Source organism: endosymbiont of Lamellibrachia barhami (genome assembly GCF_011947365.2).
In the GTDB taxonomy this organism is placed as follows: Bacteria; Pseudomonadota; Gammaproteobacteria; order Chromatiales; family Chromatiaceae; genus QGON01.
The window spans coordinates 1322446-1337336 of record NZ_JAAVSH020000001.1; the positions used below are offsets into that span (position 1 = coordinate 1322446).

General features: G+C 53.9%; 11 protein-coding genes and 2 pseudogenes. 7 read left to right on the forward strand and 6 right to left on the reverse strand.

The genetic code is table 11. The features are described from left to right. Window positions 1-323, forward strand: a pseudogene (locus G9Q73_RS19185) (hypothetical protein); the annotation flags it as partial. Next, window positions 320-610, forward strand: coding sequence for a hypothetical protein (locus G9Q73_RS05920; RefSeq protein WP_177418973.1), 291 nt, complete (start codon window positions 320-322; stop codon window positions 608-610). The pseudogene G9Q73_RS19185 and the gene G9Q73_RS05920, both read left to right, overlap by 4 nt. Before the next feature lie 105 nt (window positions 611-715). Here G9Q73_RS05920 and G9Q73_RS05925 read toward each other — a convergent pair whose 3' ends face one another. The 3 genes from G9Q73_RS05925 to G9Q73_RS05935 all read right to left on the reverse strand — a co-directional run bounded on the left by G9Q73_RS05925 (window position 716) and on the right by G9Q73_RS05935 (window position 4363). After that, complete coding sequence (locus tag G9Q73_RS05925) at window positions 716-907, reverse strand: YgaP family membrane protein (RefSeq protein ID WP_177418974.1); 192 nt, start codon at window positions 905-907, stop codon at window positions 716-718. Between the two features lie 377 nt (window positions 908-1284). Further along, window positions 1285-1962: a Crp/Fnr family transcriptional regulator gene (locus tag G9Q73_RS05930; RefSeq protein WP_246345059.1), complete on the reverse strand. Its 678-nt coding sequence runs from the start codon at window positions 1960-1962 to the stop codon at window positions 1285-1287. A 16-nt stretch (window positions 1963-1978) separates the two neighbouring features. Continuing rightward, window positions 1979-4363 carry a response regulator gene (locus tag G9Q73_RS05935; protein ID WP_177418975.1) on the reverse strand — a complete coding sequence of 795 codons (2385 nt, stop codon included), beginning with the start codon at window positions 4361-4363 and terminating at the stop codon, window positions 1979-1981. Window positions 4364-4765: 402 nt separating this feature from the next. On the opposite strand from G9Q73_RS05935, the gene G9Q73_RS05940 reads away from it, so the two are divergent. Continuing rightward, the gene (locus G9Q73_RS05940; protein WP_177418976.1) at window positions 4766-7579 is read left to right on the forward strand and encodes a response regulator; all 2814 of its coding nucleotides are present in this window, start codon (window positions 4766-4768) and stop codon (window positions 7577-7579) included. Window positions 7580-7653: 74 nt separating this feature from the next. Here G9Q73_RS05940 and G9Q73_RS05945 read toward each other — a convergent pair whose 3' ends face one another. From G9Q73_RS05945 to G9Q73_RS05955, 3 genes and pseudogenes are all read right to left on the reverse strand, one after another. Next, a complete protein-coding gene (locus G9Q73_RS05945) occupies window positions 7654-9060 on the reverse strand; it encodes a PhoH family protein (RefSeq protein ID WP_177418977.1) in 1407 nt (468 codons plus the stop codon). A gap of 30 nt (window positions 9061-9090) precedes the next feature. Further along, window positions 9091-9570 (reverse strand): peroxiredoxin, encoded by a 480-nt coding sequence (locus tag G9Q73_RS05950; RefSeq protein WP_177418978.1) that lies wholly within the window; start codon window positions 9568-9570, stop codon window positions 9091-9093. Between the two features lie 20 nt (window positions 9571-9590). Further along, window positions 9591-10129, reverse strand: a pseudogene (locus G9Q73_RS05955) (glycine cleavage system transcriptional repressor). Window positions 10130-10362: 233 nt separating this feature from the next. Between G9Q73_RS05955 and dapA the strand changes: the two are divergent. From dapA to G9Q73_RS05975, 4 genes are all read left to right on the forward strand, one after another. Beyond that, window positions 10363-11238, forward strand: coding sequence for a 4-hydroxy-tetrahydrodipicolinate synthase (gene dapA / locus G9Q73_RS05960; RefSeq protein WP_177421293.1), 876 nt, complete (start codon window positions 10363-10365; stop codon window positions 11236-11238). 62 nt (window positions 11239-11300) lie between these two features. Then, on the forward strand, window positions 11301-12455 hold the full coding sequence (gene bamC / locus G9Q73_RS05965; protein ID WP_177418979.1) for an NlpB/DapX family lipoprotein: 1155 nt from the start codon (window positions 11301-11303) through the stop codon (window positions 12453-12455). Window positions 12456-12487: 32 nt separating this feature from the next. Continuing rightward, on the forward strand, window positions 12488-13249 hold the full coding sequence (locus G9Q73_RS05970; protein WP_177418980.1) for an MBL fold metallo-hydrolase: 762 nt from the start codon (window positions 12488-12490) through the stop codon (window positions 13247-13249). Between the two features lie 155 nt (window positions 13250-13404). Further along, window positions 13405-14664: an NAD(P)/FAD-dependent oxidoreductase gene (locus G9Q73_RS05975; RefSeq protein ID WP_177418981.1), complete on the forward strand. Its 1260-nt coding sequence runs from the start codon at window positions 13405-13407 to the stop codon at window positions 14662-14664. Window positions 14665-14891: the final 227 nt, after the last annotated feature.

Consider the following 14891-nt stretch of genomic DNA (forward strand, 5'->3'; position numbering starts at 1 on the left):
ATCATTGTACTTCGTTCAGTTGCGTATTGCTCCTCGGTAGTGGCATTATTACCCTGCTAGTCTATCTGATTCTGATGCCGTTACTAGTCTTCTTTTTTCTCAAAGAAGACAGTGGTGATCTGGATTGGATTATCAGTACCTGCCAAAACACCCGAAAGTTCGCAGGGACGGTGTGGAGAGATGTGGATCAGTCGGTAACTATGTGCGCGAAGTTTTTGGGAAATTATTATCATCTGGGCGGCGAGTTATGCCACTTTCTCCTGTTATTTGGGACTGAATTACGCTTTGTTACTTGTAGTGTGGCCGTAGGTCTTTTTCGGTGATCATTCCCTACATCGGGGCGGCTGTGGTCACCTTCCAGTGCTTTCGTCGCTTGGTTTCAGTGGGGCTGGTCTCCCGATTTTGCCTGGCTCGCAGCCTCTTGCTTCGTGATTCAGGCTGGATGGGAATGTATTTAGTGCCGTTACTCTTCTCTGAGTTGTTAATCTGCAGTGGCAATCATTTATTTGCGATCCTGGTGTTTGGAGGATTTTGGGGTTTTGGACGTCTTTTTGCCATTCCTTTAGCCACTCGTGCAGGCGGTTTTGGCCAGTTGGCCTGGCCGTCGTAATCGAGGGCCCTGAGTGAATCGGCCCCCGTCCAACCTGGAGGTAACCCCGAAGCGAGAGGCACGACACTGATGGCGTCGGTGCCCCCCGTCGGGGCTTGGCCGGGATCAACTCTTGTTGGTGTTGACGCCAATAATTGAGTAGAGGGGACACCAGCCCATTAATGCGGTAAACAGGGGCACAGCACCGATAGCGCCCCACCAGTTGATTGGGTCGCTCAGGATGAACCCCCAGGCAAGTAGGGCAATACCTACGATAATACGAAGAATTTTTTCTATTCCGCCAACGTTCTTAGTCATCTTTTTCTCCTGATCTGTTGATGAAGGAGGCGAGCCTCAATAGCATGAGAGGCAACGCCATGCCCAGAATGCTACTCGTGGCTGCGTCGAATGTATGTGACTTAGTCACATTGGCTCAGCGTGTCCGGATCTCCTAGATGACGCAAAGGTCGCAGAGAGGGTGTCTTTGCTTCAACGAGTCCGTAGGAGGCTGTCGGATTTAACACTGTTTGGCTGCAAATCCCTGGATGGCGGAAGTGCGGGTAACGCAGGAGCAGTTACCAGTCAAACGGATAAACCCGACAGCCTCCGTAGGCATGATCAAGCGTAGCGGATCAGGCGAAAGATCCAGTAGTACGATCCGTGTTTGCCGGTTCCGCTACGCTTGAACCGGCCTTCTACAGTTGGTCGCTCAACGCCTGGATGTCCAGCAGATCGATACTGCCCCGCTTGACGCTGATTGCCTGGTGGCTTTCAAAATCCTTTAGGATGCGGCTGATGACCTCGCGGGAGGTGCCCAGGTCTGAAGCGATCTCCTGATGTGTTACCTTTATTGCCCGACTGCCATTCGATTCGGCACGTTTTAACAGATAGGCCGCAAGTCGATGGTCAACCCGCCGAAAAGCGATCTCTTCCACCACTGTGATGATTTCGGCGAGACGCTCTGAGATGAGTCCAAAGAGATATTCCTGCCAAACCGGAAACCGGCTCATCCAGTTCTGTGCCTCGGCAGTGGGTATCAACACTGCCTCCAACGCCTCTTCGCAGACGGCAATGGCAGGGAAGGGGGTGTTGCTGATGATGCAGGATGCCGTCAAGATGCAGCTCTCTCCTCTGCCGATGCGATAGAGAGTGATTTCACGGCCATTCTCTCCCAGCTTGTAGATGCGTGCAGTGCCGCTGATTAGCAATGCCAGGTGGGTGCATGACATACCCTCGTGGCAGATGGATTGCGGCTTGTTCAAATGGACGACCGTGGCAGCCTGGAAAAAAAGTCGCTTGAATGTCGGGTCTTTCCGGCGCAGAAAACCGAAGCAGTCGATGATCCGGTCGATTTGTTGGGAATCGGTGATCAAGGTCGGAGGCTCGACTTCATGATTCGCCGGAATTATTCTGCAAATCCGGCTGCATAATATCAGCGTGCTTGATCCAGGCTGGCGCAATCTGATCGGATTTGTCGACTCTGGGAAGGATGATTTTGATATGGGATTCGTGCAGTTTGCTGGAGATGCCGACAATTGCGGCCTCTTCACTGTGCAACAATTTCTTGGACAGTCTGATGAAATTTGCCCCCAGATAGTTGAGTACTTTAAAGGCCGCATCGTTACCGAGAAACCGGGCGAGTGAGATGTTGATGCCCATTTCGCGCAGTGCCCGAATGAAGGCTTTTGAACGCTTTAGATCGAAAGCCAGATCAGCGAGATCGAACTCCATGTGGAGCCCGGTACCCACCAGTTGGCGGCGGCGGAGCTGATCACGAATCCACTGTAAACGCCCCATATCCTCAATGGAGGCAGCTGATTGATGAATGACTATGCTGGTCTGTCGCCCTTCATGGCGCCGTTCATCCAGAATTGAGATTGCTTCCCCGCAGAGCCAACGCTCGACGTCGCTTAGCCTGTCTATGCGTTTGGCGGTTTGCAGAATCTGCTCTGCAGGGATGGTCTCTCCCTGTTCGGATCGAATCCGTGGCAGTAGCTCGTGGAAGATGTAGGCCTGCTGTTCAGTGCTGGCTAAAGGTAGAATGACCAGTTGAAATGCGTTCTCTTCGAGACCCTTCCGGACCAATTCTTCAAGCGGAGTGTCCGATGTTTGAGTGTTTTCCTTTTGAATGTGTCGCCCCTCATTGAACACGACCGTTCTATTCCCTCCAGCTGCCTGTGCGTTGGCTGATGCAAGGGAGCTTCTGGTAACCATTTCGGAGCTGCTGTGATCGTGCCCGTTGTTGAAGCTGATACCAATGCTGGCTTCAAGTCTAAGCTTCAAACCATCGATTTCGAAGGGGGTATCCGATATTGCCTTTCGAATTGCCTCTGCCTGTGCCTCCAGGTTCTTTTTGTGTGGCCGGTTTGCCAACAACAGAATTGAGTCGTCACTGTTGCGCGCGGCCACGTCCTGAGGTTCGACCAGTCCGGCTATTCGGCTGCCGAGCTGGCCAAGTAATCGGTTGATCTGAGTTTCGTTGGTGCCGATGCGAATCTCACTGAGGTTTCCCAGCTCAATATAGAAAACGCCCAATATTTGGGCCGGTGGTGAGGCAGGCACAAGTTGCCTGTCCAGTTGCATAAAGAAAAATCGCCGGGTATGGAGGCCTGTGACAGGGTCCCGTTGATTGGGTGTGGACTGGGCGGAACGGATGTGTCTGGCCCGCTGAATGCGGTTATTGACGGCAGTCACCAGGTGACGGGGACGAATAGGCTTTGAGATGAAGTCGTCTCCGCCGACACTCAGTGCATCCAGCTGTTTGTCTGCATTCTGCTCTCCGGAGAGAAAAACGATGGGTATGCTGACGAACTCCTCCTGTTCTCGAATGATGCTGGTGAGTTCGATGCCGTTGGCCCCCGGCATATAAAGGTCCATCAGGATAAGATCCGGCCGGAACTGATCAAGAATATCCATTACCTTGAGTGGATCGGTGACAGCCAGGGTTTCGATATTGGCTTTGCGCAGAATAACCGCCGCAAAATCCGCCTGAGAAGGGTCATCCTCAACGATGAGTACCCGATAGGTTTTCTCTCTGTCGGGTTTTACCAGTTGCAGAATCTTCCCTGTCAGGTTGGGAATATTGAATGGGGGAGTGAAATAGCCAACAGCACCGATACGCATTGCCTGGAGGCGGAGTTCCAAATCGTTGGATCGGGAGAGAAAGATCAGCTTCGGTCTCTCTATGTCACGTTGTTCAAGCCGCTCCAGTTCATCGAAAATCGGCTTGAGCTGAGCTAGCAGCTGGCAGTCAATGAGTAGGCCGTCAGGCAGCTTCTTTTCCAGTTCACCCAACAGGTCATCGGCCTGGTTGAAGGTCAAAATCTGGCAGTTCTCCGCCTCCAGGGTCTGGATGAGGCTGGGTACGATATCCTGAGCATAACGTAGATAATGCAGCAGACAGCCTTTGCCTTTACCGGCCCCCGTTTTGTTTTGCCCCAATTCATCCACCGCATCATGGAGTGACATAAGGCTTTCGTTCAGGTGGCTTATTACCTCTATTTCAGGTTTTCGATCAGTGTCGAGGAGTGTGCCGAGATAGGCTTCCATCGAATAGAGCGTTTCACTGACTCTGACAAGTCCAAAACGACTGCTGGCGCCAGCCAGGTCCTGAATTCTCTGAAAAAGACGAAATAGTTTGTCGCTATCCCAAGCATTCGATGTGAGTGAACGCCATACATCGTCAATAGCCGTCATGCGCTCCGGCAAGTGCCGCAGGAAAACCTGCTTCAATTCGCCAATGCTCTGTTTATGAATGTTGTTGGACTCAGACATCCTTATGGGTGTTTAGATTTTATTATTGGACAGACCGATTATGAAGTTTTTTTCAAAACCGGGACGACAAGTTCTGCTTGCATAAAAATCATGACAAAAGTTTACAGGATTTTAGAAAGATGTTGAAAAATAATAAACGGGATTATAGTTTTTTTCCATGCGGCCGAAACAGGTTTTATCAGGAGCGAAATAACTGCCTATATGCTAACTTAGGAACGAAAAGGGATTTTGTGGAATGACATATTTGGTGGGAGAGGGCTGCTGGTCCGCAAGGACAGTATGGTTGTCTGATCTGCGTCAGGGCTTGTTGGCCCAGGGCGTGGTTCATCTTGTGTCCATTGAATCTGCGTTGAAACATTCCAGCCACCCTTGTCCCGTGGCTCTTACTGACAGTGTTGATTGATGACGGAAAATAATTTTGAAGATATCAAGGTAAAGGCTGAACAGGTCAGGCTGCTCTATAGCAGTGGCGTTGTACTGATTCTTGCCAATCTGGTGGGAGCCGCCATCTTTTTCTTCATCAACAACGCGTGGGAATTTGCCCGCGGTCAGGTTTGGGGTGGGGTGCTGCTCGCTATCCTGCTTTTACAGGCTGTTTTGACCTTCTTTGCCCGCCGCGCGGCTGTTTCCAATCTGCTCAACTGGCGTTTTCCCTTTCTTCCGGGTGTTTTGTTGTTGGGCTTGGCCTGGTCTGCTGCACTGATATTTCTATTGTTGCAGCCTATGTCCCACGAGTCTCTGCTGAGCTATGCCCTGATTGGCGTCGTGGTGCTTCTCTCTGCTATTTTGCTGACAGTGGATGGCTTGGTGAGCCTGGTCTTTATTCTGGCGGCATCACTGCCGGTGATCCTGAATATGACCCTCTCGGGTATGGGATTACAGGAAGGCGCCTGGGTGGGACTCATCGCCTATCTGCTGGCACTGGGGATCCTCTCCATGTGGATGACGGCCGCTCAACAGCGCTTTCTGCTGATGTCGGCCAACCGCACTTTGCTGCGCGAACGGCTGATGGAGACGGAGACCCAGTTGTCGGAGTTGTCCAATCGTCTGAGTGCGGAAAATGATCAACGGCAGGATGTCGAACGGGAGCTCTCGTTGGCCAAGGAGGCGGCTGAGAGCGCGAATATGGCCAAGACAGAATTTTTAGCTACCATGAGCCATGAGATTCGTACCCCTCTGAACGGCATTCTTCCCATTCTGGAGATGCTGCGGGAGACCAAGCTGGAGAGAGAACAGCGCCAATTCGTCAATACCGCGCTCAACTCATCCCAGCTGCTGTTGAGCATCATCAACGATATTCTGGATTTTTCCAAGGTTGAGGCCGGCAAACTGGAGTTGGAGTTCATCGAACTCAATATTCGTGAACTGGTGGAGCAGGTAACCGTCCTGATGACGAACGCTGCAGTCCGCAGAAAACTTAAAATCAGCTATCGGATAGATCAGGATGTGCCACCCGCAGTCCGTGGAGACCCGATTCGGCTGCGGCAAATTCTGACGAACTTGGTGAGTAATGCAATTAAATTTACCAAAAAAGGTGGTATCTCCGTGGAAGTTTCCATCAGGCACGCTACCCGTACCGAGGTGGAATTGCTCTTTGCAGTACGTGATACCGGTGTCGGCATGTCGGAAGAGGCGGTAGAGAGGCTTTTTCTGCCTTTCTCGCAGGCAGATGCATCCACCACCCGCACACATGGAGGGACCGGACTGGGTTTGGCGATCTGCAAGCGTTTGACGGAGCTCATGAGTGGACGCATTGGGGTCAAATCGAAGAAGGGCAAAGGCTCCCTCTTCTGGTTTGTCGTGCCATTGCGCAAATCGTTGGAAGAGGTGCCTTCGGCGCGACGGGATCTGCAGGGCGCACGCGCCTTGATTCTGGCGCATGATGAGGTTGCCCATAGCATTGCGGCCTTTATGCGGGATTGGGGAATGGTTTTTGAGCAGGCTGCGGATAGTTACGATGCGATATCCAAGCTCCAGGCATCAGCCAACCTGGGAGAGAGCTGGAGTTATGAACTGATCGTTATCGATGGTCGGGTTTCAGCTTATGGAATCTTGAAGATGATCGAGGATATCAAGACCAATCCCATGCTGTTTCAGGTCAAGTTTCTGGTGTTGGACCCCACTGCTTCAGATGCCAAGACCCTTAGTCGTCAGGGCATTGAGATATTGAACGCCCCGGTTCACAGGGTGGAGGTGGAGCAGAGATTCAAACGGATGCTTGATGTTGAGACGGTGTCAGGCGCAGGCTCGGTAACAGCGGAACAGCCTATGCCAAGAATGCCTGACGAATCTTTCGGCTGGGATGATGGGCATGCTGAGATGCTGGATGAGCCGTCAACGGTGGAGATGGCCGAAGAAGCGCCACTACCTCAACACACCCCGCTGGTCGGTAAGGTCCTGGTGGTGGAGGACAATCCGGTCAATCTGGCAGTGGTAAGGAAGATTCTGCAGAAGGCGGGGTTACAGCCAGTCACCGCGACGGATGGTGTCCAGGCAATGCAGGCGGTCGGTAGAGAGAATTTTGATGTTGTACTGATGGACTGTCAGATGCCTCGAATGGATGGTTACGAGGCGACGGACGCCATCCGGCAGCGTGAACAGCAGCAGGGACTTGCCCGACTGCCGGTCATCGCAATGACGGCAAACGCGATGGTGGGGGATCGGGAACGGTGCCTGGCGGCAGGGATGGATGATTATCTGTCCAAGCCGGTCAAGCCAGCGGCGTTGGAAAATATGCTGCGGCAGTGGTTGCCCATGCAGGAGGTGTTGCAAGATCAAGTGGATGTTCCGGAAGATTCTGCTGAATCAGCGGTATTTTCGCAGACTCAGGAGCAGCCAACGGATGTGGAGGGGGAAAAAGTGTCCTACGATGTCATAGATACTGCGGTAGTGGAGGAGTTGTTCGAGATCATGGATGAGGACTTCATTATGGTGCTGGAGAGTTATCTGAACAGTGCGCCTGATCTGATGGATGGAATCAGGCAGGCAGTTCAGTCCAGGGATCTGGACGCCCTGGTGGGGCCCGCTCATTCATTGAAATCGAGCAGTGCCAATGTGGGGGCGATCGAACTCTCCGTTTTGGCCAGGGAGTTGGAGACCAAAGGCCGTGAACGTGATGGAAGTGATCTGAATACCGTCTATGAGCAGATCGCGGATGTATACAAGCTCTCGGCCGCAGCCTTGCGGCAGATCGTCGAGCGAGGCAGTTTGGATTGATAGGTTGCACCCTGCCAGATGAATTAAGCGCCGCCCTTCATCTTTTCAGGATAGCTTGAACTCCGAAACTTGAGTTACAGGTTTTCCGAGGCAAAATCCGCCAGACGGGAACGCTCTCCCCGCAACAGAGTGATATGTCCGCTGTAGGGCCAATTCTTGAAGCGATCGACGGCGTATGTGAGGCCTGAAGTGGTCTCCGTCAGATAGGGCGTATCGATCTGCGCCACGTTCCCCAGGCAGACGATCTTGGTCCCTGGTCCGGCCCGTGTGATGAGCGTCTTCATCTGCTTCGGCGTCAGGTTTTGTGCCTCGTCCAGGATGATGTATTTGTTCAGAAATGTCCTTCCACGCATGAAGTTGAGTGAGTGGATGCGGATGCGGCTGCGCAACAGATCCTCGGTGGCGGCACGGCCCCATTCTCCTCCCTCGGTCTGGGTGAGCACCTCCAGATTGTCCATCAGCGCACCCATCCAGGGCGTCATCTTCTCCTCCTCTGTGCCGGGTAGAAAACCGATGTCCTCCCCTACGGGTACCGTCACCCGGGTCATGATGATTTCCCGGTAGAGGTTCTGGTCCAGCGTCTGCATCAGTCCTGCCGCCAGTGCCAGCAGGGTCTTGCCGGTGCCAGCAGTGCCCAACAGGGTGACGAAGTCGAGTTCCGGGTCGAGCAGCATATTGAGGGCGAAGTTTTGTTCCCGGTTGCGGGCATTGATGCCCCAGACGGTATGTTTCTGGTGACGAAAGTCATCGACCAGCTCAATGATTGCATCGTCACCCTCCCGACGCCGAACTATACCCTCGATACCGTGATCACCCTCCAGGTAGAGGCATTGGCTGGGATACCATTCGCGGGCGTCCGGGCCGCTGACCCGGTAGAAGGTTCGGCCCTCTTCCTGCCAGGCTTCAACCTCTTTCGTATGGTGGTCCCAGAAATCGTCCGGCAGTTTTTCCTCACCGCGATAAAGAAGATTGACGTCGTCCAGCACTTGGTCACTGGAGTAATCCTCCGCCCGAATGCCCAGGACTGCAGCCTTGATGCGCAGGTTGATATCCTTGGAGACCAGAATTACGAGCTTGTGTGGATGTGTCTCCTGTAGCCCCATGGCGGTTGCCAGGATGTTGTTGTCCGGCGTATTGCCCGGCAGGCTGTCAGGTAGATGGCTTATGACGGGGGTTGTCTGGAAGAAGAGGCGTCCAGTTACAGAATCCGCCTGGTTGCCGTTGAGTTGCAGTGTGTTGAGGGACAATCCCTGGCTGATTTCACTGCTGTTGGCGCCGCACATCAGCTCATCCAGAAAGCGGCTGGTCTGACGCGCGTTGCGTGCGACTTCGGACATACCCTTTTTGCCCTTGTCGAGTTCTTCAAGCACCACCATCGGCAGGAAGATATCGTGCTCCTTGAAGCGGAACAGGGCGGTGGGATCGTGCATCAGCACGTTGGTATCCAGGACAAAGAGGCGGTCGTTTTTTGCTTCTGACATCTTCATGTTCCGCGTGGTGGTAGGGCGGCTCTATTTTCCGGCGCGCATCGCCTTGACCGTGTCCAGGACTTCATCGATATGTCCTTTGACCTTTACCTTGCGCCACTCTTTTCGCAGGAGGCCCGACTCATCAATGAGAAAAGTGCTGCGCTCGATGCCGCGCACCTTCTTGCCGTACATATTCTTCATCTTGATGACGTCGAAGGCGTTGCAGAGCGCCTCCTCCTTATCCGACAGGAGTTCGAAGGGAAAGGCCTGTTTCACCTTGAAATTTTCCTGGGACTTGATGCCGTCGCGGGAGACACCGATGATGACTGTCGATTGACGTCGAAACTTGTTGATTGCCGCAGTGAAATCCCGACCCTCCTGGGTGCATCCGGGTGTGCTGGCCTTGGGATAGAAATAGAGCACGACGGGTTTGCCACGAAAATCTGACAGTTTAAGCGTCTTGTCGCTGGTGGCGGGCAGTTCGATGTCCGGCACCGGTTTTCCGATGGCGATAGCTGCCATGGTCAAATATTCTCCTGAGTTCAGCCCTTGACGGGCTCGAGGACGGCATCGAGGTTTAACCCGTCACAGTAGTCCATGAACTCGTCCCGCAACCCGGCAATATGCAGATCGGATGGGATGCCCACATTCATGTGTACGGCGAACATCGGGGTGCCGGTGTGCGGAGCAGCGTAGCTCGATGTCACCATGTCTTCGATATTGATGCCCCGCTCGGAAAAAAATTCCGCCAGGTGGTTTACGATGCCGGGGTGATCCATGGCGACCACGTCTACAGCATAAGGCAGCAGATTTGTGGACGGGGTCGCTCCTCAGTACGTTTGGTGATGATGGTAAGGTCAAGTTCCTGTTCCAGTTCCGGCAGGGCGTTTTCCAGCTTGGCAAGGGTATTCCACTGCCCCTCGATCAGCAGTAGGATAGCGAATTCGCCACCAAGTACAGTCATGCGACTATCGGCGATATTGCATCCATCGTCCAGAATCTTCTTCGAAAGTGCGTTAACGATGCCGGGGCGGTCCTTGCCCAGTGCGGAGATTACAAGGAAGCTGTTTGGAGTGGTCATTTATCTGCGTGTTGTTTTTTCTGAGTGTGCGCCTGAAGCGGGGGGGCATTGAGTACCCGCCTGCATCATGTACGGGCGGCTGGAAAAGCGCCAACATTTTATGGGTATCTGATTCGAAGTGTAACACGTCGACGGCTCCCGTCCGGCAAATCGCTTTTCCAGTCGACTTGTCAGCATCGCAAGTCGCAGGATAACATAGCGGATTGAGCTTGGTACCGAGGGTTTTCGAAGAGATGTTTCGCGGCAGCATGGTGGCGATGGTCACTCCCATGAAGGAGGGCGGTAGTCTGGACGATGAGGCGCTCTATCGTCTGGTGGACTTCCATGTCGAAATGGGGACGGATGCTATCATCGTGATGGGCACCACAGGTGAATCCGCCACGCTGGACGAGACCGAGCACTGCGGCGTGATCCGCAAGGTGGTTGAATACGCTGCGGGCAGGATTCCTGTCATTGCAGGTACCGGAGCCAATTCGACCACAGAGGCGATCAGCCTGACACGCTGTGCCATGGAGGCAGGGGCGGATGCCTGCCTGTTAGTGACCCCCTATTACAACAAGCCGACCCAGGAGGGCCTCTATCTGCACCACAAGGCAGTGGCGGAAGCGGTCGATATCCCACAAATTCTCTATAATGTTCCAGGCCGTACCGCCTGCGACATGCTGCCCGAGACTGTGGCTCGGTTGGCAGAGGTGGAGAACATCATCGGCGTCAAGGAAGCCAGCGGCGATTTGCAGCGGGTGACGCGGATCCGCGAGCTTTGCGGACCCGATTTCGCTATCTACAGCGGAGACGATGCAACCGGCTGCGAGTCGATGCTGATTGGCGGCGACGGGGTGATCTCCGTAACTTCGAATGTGGCGCCTAAGCTGATGCGGCAGATGTGCGAAGCGGCCTTGGCCGGGGAGCGCGAGGCCGCAGAGCGGTTGGATGCTGAAGTGGCGGCGCTGCATGCGGCGTTATTTGTCGAATCCAACCCTATTCCAGTGAAGTGGGCGGTGGTTGAAATGGGCTTGGCGTCGAAAGGTATCCGCTTGCCGCTGACCTGGCTCTCTGAGGTACACCAGCCAAAAGTACGGGCTGCCATGGAGCAGGCTGGCGTCTGCTAAACCAGTAATAATTATCCGCAAATTTGCGGGAACTCAAGGTTATCAAAAGATCGAACCCAGCTATGCTGCATACTGTTAAACGACTGATTCTCATCCCGGCCCTCGCTGTTCTGCTCCACGGTTGCAGCTCAACCGGGGATATCTTCTCCGACAAACAGACGGAGTACAGAAACCAACGGGAGATGGTAGACAACCTTGAAGTGCCCCCAGACCTTTCCCGCTCTGCGATCAATGATGCATTGAGGGTGCCGGAGGCGGGCGCGGCGGGAAGCGCCTCCTACTCGGAGTACGCCACTTACCGGCAGGATGGAGGTTCAACCACACCCAGGCTGGCCGGCAGTACCGTTTTGCCCCATGTGAAGGATATCGAGGTCAAACGTGATGGCAATCAGCGCTGGTTGCTCATCAACGCCACGCCAGACGAAGTCTGGCCCAGGGTGGTGGAATTCTGGCGCCAAAACGGTCTGCTGCTGGTGGAACAGGATCCCACCGTTGGCATCATGCGTACCGACTGGCTTGAGAGTCGGGCAGATGTCAAGCAGGGTACAATCACAGAACTGTTTCGCAAGGTTCTGGACAGCGTCTACTCTTCCGCCACCCGCGATCAGTTTCGTGTACGCCTCGAAGAGGGTGAAAAAACCGGCACTACTGAACTCTATCTGACCCACAGGGGTCTTGAAGAGAAGCTTGTGGAGAAGATTGGAGGCGATGCAGATACCACCTACTGGACGCCACGGCCAAACGATCCTGGCGTCGAGGCGGAGATGCTGCGTCGCCTGATGGTCTATCTGGGCGTGAGCGGGGAACATGCTGAACAGGCGTTGGCGCGCAAAGAGGAGCGCAAGGCACGTTCTGAACTGGTGAAATCCGCGACCGAGGCCTACCTCATCATCAATGAAGGTTTTGCCAGAGGTTGGCGCCTGACCGGCGTTGCCCTTGATCGTGTTGGTTTTGCGGTAGAGGATCGCAATCGCTCTGAAGGGATCTATTTTGTCCGCTACATCGATCCCGACAAGGAGGGCGGCAAGGGGAAGGGCTTCTTCTCTAAACTCGCTTTCTGGTCGGATGATAAGCTCGACGATGAGAATCAGTACCAGGTCAAACTCGAAGCCGAGGGTAAGACGAGCCGGGTAACCGTGCTCAACTCGCAGGGAGAACGTGATAATTCATCGACAGCACTGCGTATTTTGACGCTGCTGCATGAGAATATCCGTTAACTCGACAATCTCATATTTGCCCGAATAGTGACGTGCGTTTTGCGTCGTTGGGAAGTGGCAGCAAAGGGAACGCGCTGCTGATCGAAACCGGCCATGTGCGGGTGTTGGTGGATTGCGGTTTTCCTGCGAGGGAGATCGAACGGCGGCTCGGTTTGCTGGATGTGGCTGCGGACTCCCTGGATGCACTCCTCATCACCCACGAGCACTCCGACCATGTGAATGGTTTGGGGCCGCTTACCCGCCGTTATAAACTTCCCGCCTGGATGACTGCCGGTACCTACAGAGGCGCCAGGTGCGGTGAGATACCGATGCTGCACTGTATCGATAGTCATGCCGGTTCCTTCTCTATCGGTGACCTGAAAATCACACCCTATCCGGTACCTCACGACGCCCGTGAACCCTGCCAGTTTGTTTTTCAGGCGGATGGGGTATCTCTTGGTTTACTGACTGATGCCGGGCACATCACGCCGCATATCGTCGAAAATCTTTCCAACTGCGACGCTTTGCAGCTGGAGTTCAACCACGATACCGAAATGTTGCGCGCCGGACCCTACCCGCCCCGGTTGCAGGCGCGGGTGGGTGGCGTGCTGGGACATCTGAGCAATCGTCAGTCCCTCGAACTTCTGGCGCGTATCGATCATCAGAGGCTGCAGCATCTGGTGGCTGCCCACCTCAGTGAAGCGAATAATTCCGCCGCACTGGTTCGTGAAGGAGTGAAGTTGCATACGCCTCAAATCATTGAACGGTTGACGCTGGCGACACAGCGCTCCCCCACCACCTGGCTGGTGTTATGAAGCGCGTTCCGGCTGTATTGGTTCCTGCTGAATTACTTATAATTCTTTAATTTTCAGGTGGTTGGTTGTATCGTGTGCGAGTTTTAACAATTGAGCGGATCGGCAGGACTGTCTGACCTTTCCGTGTAAGAAAAATTGGGTTGGAGGAGTGATTTATGGCGCATATCGTTGTAGTGGGTGCTGGCACTGGTGGAATGCCCTGTGCTTATGAATTACGCGCCGAATTGGGGCGCGAACATGAGGTGACGCTGATCAACGAGCGGGAGTATTTCCAGTTCGTGCCGTCAAATCCCTGGCTGGCTGTGGGCTGGCGTGAGCGGTCGCATATCACCTTCGATATTCGTCCACACGTGGAGCGTAAAGGCATCAACTTTATCGCCAAACGGGTCGACAAGATCGATGCGAAAAACAACAAGCTCGAGATGGATGGCGGCGAAGTCATCGAATACGACTATCTGGTAATTGCCACCGGCCCGAGGCTGGCTTTTGAAGAGGTCGAGGGCTCAGGGCCTCAGGCGCATACCCATTCGATCTGTACTGTGGATCATGCCGAAAAGACTTATGAAGCCTATCAGGCACTGCTCGAGGATCCGGGGCAGGTGGTGATCGGCGCCATGCCCTTCGCCAGTTGTTTTGGCCCGGCCTACGAATTTTCCTTTATCGTAGATTCGGACCTGCGCAAGCGCAAACTTCGCGATAAGGTTCCCATGACCTACGTGACTTCTGAGCCCTATGTCGGCCATCTCGGTCTGGGTGGCGTCGGCGACTCCAAGGGTTTTCTGGAGAGTGATTTTCGCGCCCACCATATCAACTGGATCACCAATGCAAAGGTGATCAAGGTTGAAGCGGGTTTGATGTTCATTGAGCAGTACGATGATTCCGGCCATAGGATCAAGGAGATCGAACTGCCATTCAAATTCTCCATGATGCTACCAGCCTTCAAGGGTGTCGATGCGGTTGCCAATGTTGAGGGGCTTTGCAACCCTCGGGGCTTTGTCTTCGTGGATGACCACCAGCGCAACCCGACCTATGGAAATATCTACGCTGCCGGTGTCTGCATTGCCATCCCGCCGGTGGAAACGACTGCTGTGCCAACCGGTGCGCCCAAGACCGGTTACATGATCGAGTCGATGGTGACCGCAATCGTGCATAACATTGCGGATACCCTGAACGGCAAGGAAGGCACTACCCTGGCTACCTGGAATGCCATCTGTCTGGCGGATATGGGAGACACAGGTGCTGCTTTTGTCGCCCTGCCACAGATTCCGCCGCGAAATGTCGCCTGGTTCAAGAAGGGGAAATGGGTACATATGGCCAAGATCGCCTTCGAGAAGTACTTCATCCGCAAGATGAAGAAGGGTACATCCGAGCCGATCTACGAGAAGTACATCCAAGATGTTGCATCGGCAAGCTGAATAGACGCCAGAGCATTCTTCGATAAAGCCTGGCCCAGACCGGGCTTTTGGTTAAAGGGCAGGATTAGCGATACGCCAATGTTCAGGCTTGAAATTGTGATGAAGAATTAAAGGTAACTTGTTCCATGACATCTTCTTTGTATAAGTAGGCACCAGACGGTTGGTGTGTCGGTCGGCCAGATTCTTATCGGCGGTGATGATAAATACGTAACTGAACGAAGCATACC